This is a genomic window from Planomonospora corallina (assembly GCF_042650625.1).
In the GTDB taxonomy this organism is placed as follows: Bacteria; Actinomycetota; Actinomycetes; order Streptosporangiales; family Streptosporangiaceae; genus Planomonospora_B; species Planomonospora_B corallina.
Genome location: NZ_JBHSBM010000039.1, coordinates 56,228 through 58,505 on the forward strand (window position 1 = coordinate 56,228; position 2,278 = coordinate 58,505).

At 73.4% G+C, this 2,278-nt stretch carries 2 protein-coding genes and 2 pseudogenes (1 of these 4 only partly in view); all 4 read left to right on the top strand.

From position 1 onward, the window contains the following. A pseudogene (locus ACFOWE_RS26810) lies at positions 1-200 on the top strand (bile acid:sodium symporter); it begins 973 nt to the left of the window's first position. A 10-nt stretch (positions 201-210) separates the two neighbouring features. Next, positions 211-864 carry a FluC/FEX family fluoride channel gene (locus ACFOWE_RS26815; RefSeq protein ID WP_377292575.1) on the top strand — a complete coding sequence of 218 codons (654 nt, stop codon included), beginning with the start codon at positions 211-213 and terminating at the stop codon, positions 862-864. Beyond that, positions 864-1,226, top strand: coding sequence for a fluoride efflux transporter FluC (locus ACFOWE_RS26820; protein WP_377292577.1), 363 nt, complete (start codon positions 864-866; stop codon positions 1,224-1,226). The genes ACFOWE_RS26815 and ACFOWE_RS26820 overlap by 1 nt, the downstream gene beginning before the upstream one ends. Before the next feature lie 848 nt (positions 1,227-2,074). Beyond that, a pseudogene (locus ACFOWE_RS26825) lies at positions 2,075-2,278 on the top strand (endo-1,4-beta-xylanase); the annotation flags it as partial.

The following is a 2,278-nucleotide window of genomic DNA, read 5'->3' on the forward strand; positions in this document are numbered from 1 at the left end:
GCCCGGCCTCAGCTGACCACCACAACAACCGAGACGAGACGAGACGATCCGTATTGAATTGGCGTGGAGGCCCTGTACCGTCTCATGTCGAGAGTCGAGATGAGACGGCCCGCCTCAAGAACGGAGACCTGGGCCGGCCGGGAGCGGATCCGCCGCGCCGCCGGCGGTCCCTGCCGGACACGGCCCCATCGTGCAGGTAGGAGCGACCCGATGAGCGATCCCCCGCCTCCTTCCCCCGCCGCGTCCGAGGTCTCCGGCTCACCGGTCGGCTCCGACGCCGGCCCGCGCCCGCCCGCCCGGCAGGCGGAGCCGCCGCCCAGGTGGCAGGCGGTCACGATGCCGGCGGTGGTCGCCGTCGGCGGCGTGCTCGGGGCGCTGGCCCGCTACGGGCTGGTCTCGGCCTTCCCGCACCCGCCGGGTGGATTCCCGTGGGCGACCTTCGCCGTCAACGTCGCCGGATGCGCTCTGATCGGCGTGCTGATGGTGCTCATCACCGAGACCTGGCAGGCCCACCGCCTGGTGCGCCCGTTCCTCGGGGTCGGGGTGCTGGGCGGGTTCACCACGTTCTCGGCCTACGTCGCCGACATCGCCGCACTGGCCGCCGCGGGTGCCGAGCGCACCGCACTGCTCTATCTGCCGGCCACCGTCGCCGGCGCGGTGACGGCCGTTCACCTGGCCGCCGCTGCCACCCGCGCCCTGACCGGGGCGGCGGCCCGCCGGTCGCGATCGTCATCGTCGATGCCGGGCACGCCGGCCGGCCCTGGCCGGCCGCGGCCGGACGAACCGGCCGGCGAGGGCCCGGTCGCCCCGGATGGGGCCGAGACGATCCGCCGCGCCGGCCACCCGGGACCCGGGGAGGCGTGATGAGTGTGCTGCTGGTCGCGCTGGGAGCGGCCGTGGGCGCCCCCCTGCGCTATCTGATCGACCGGGCCGTGCAGGCGCGCCACGGGACGGTCTTCCCCTGGGGGACCTTCACCGTCAATCTGGTCGCCTCGGCGCTGCTGGGCGCGCTGCTGGCACTGCCGGTGCCCGGATGGGTGACGGCCCTGGCCGGGACCGGGCTGTGCGGAGCACTGAGCACGTACTCCACCTTCGCCTACGAGACGGTACGGCTGGCCGGGACCGGCTCCCGGCTCCCGGCGGTCCTCAACCTCGCCGCGAGCGTCGCCGGCGGCCTGGGCGCCTTCGGCCTCGGCGCCATGATCGCCCGCGTGCTCGGCGCATAGCGCCCCGGCCGCCCGTGTCCGGGCGAAGGGGCGGCGGTGGAGCCGCCGGCGCGTCACCTACCGGTGATCACGCGGCCGTGGAGGTGTGGGCGCGGGACCGCGGTCCTCCCCTCACTCCCCCACGCGGGACGCCCTCGGCTTCGCCCTGCCCGACCCGGCGACGGACCTTTCGGCTGCCGCACCGGTCCGCGGCGGCCTTCCGTACGGAGGGCACGGGTTCCGGTCCCGGACACGGCATGCGGGAACTCTCCGCGGATCCGGGACTCAGGGCACCGGGTGTGTGGTGCCACCCGGGCTCGATGACCTGGCGCTCTCATGGCGGGGATCCATGTTAACGCTAACATTTCACGGTGCGACACTCCCTTCGGAACCCCGACGTCTTCGGCGGTGATGGCGGCGAGTAAATCCAACGAACCGGGACGCCGTCAAGGGAGGCCGGTCCCGCACCCGGCCGCGCCGGGCGGTGCCGCTCGCCTGAACAGCCGGTCCTCCGCATCCGTGACATGCGGGTACGGCGTGAAACTTTCATCGGCGGCGTCGACACGTTTCGGCCGCGTCGCTCCGCCCGGAGCCTCCCGAGACCCGGCGCCACCGGCCTTCGGACAGCGGGATCCCGACGCCGGGTCACCTGGAAAATTTCACTCCGGTGTTGACATACTCCGACTGCGTTCCCACACTGATCCCCGCGGCCGGCCCTGCCTGATGTGGTGATCGGCGAGGGCCGCCGGCCATGACGCCATCGCGGTGTGCGCCTCCGATCTGAGGCGCCGCGTCGCCGGCCGGGTTCCCGCACATCCCTCTTTCAGCTTTCCTCTTTCCGAGATTTCAGCATGGGGTCAGTCATGGGCATGAAGGCCTTACCTTCGTCTGTACACGGGCGCTTCAGTGCCCTCCGCAGGGTCCTGGGCGCCGCGAGCGTCGCGGGTCTCGTGGGCGCGGCGCTGATGGTGCCGGCTCCCGCGGAGGCGGCGGCGAGCACGCTGGCCGCCGCCGCCAAGCAGAGCGGCCGGTACTTCGGCACCGCCATCGCCGCGGGCAAGCTGGGCGACCAG

What these genes read in the sequence shown, in the direction of transcription:
- ACFOWE_RS26815 (WP_377292575.1), top strand. Translation starts at nt 211, where the DNA reads ATGAGCGATCCCCCGCCTCCTTCCCCCGCCGCGTCCGAGGTCTCCGGC.
- ACFOWE_RS26820 (WP_377292577.1), top strand. Translation starts at nt 864, where the DNA reads ATGAGTGTGCTGCTGGTCGCGCTGGGAGCGGCCGTGGGCGCCCCCCTG.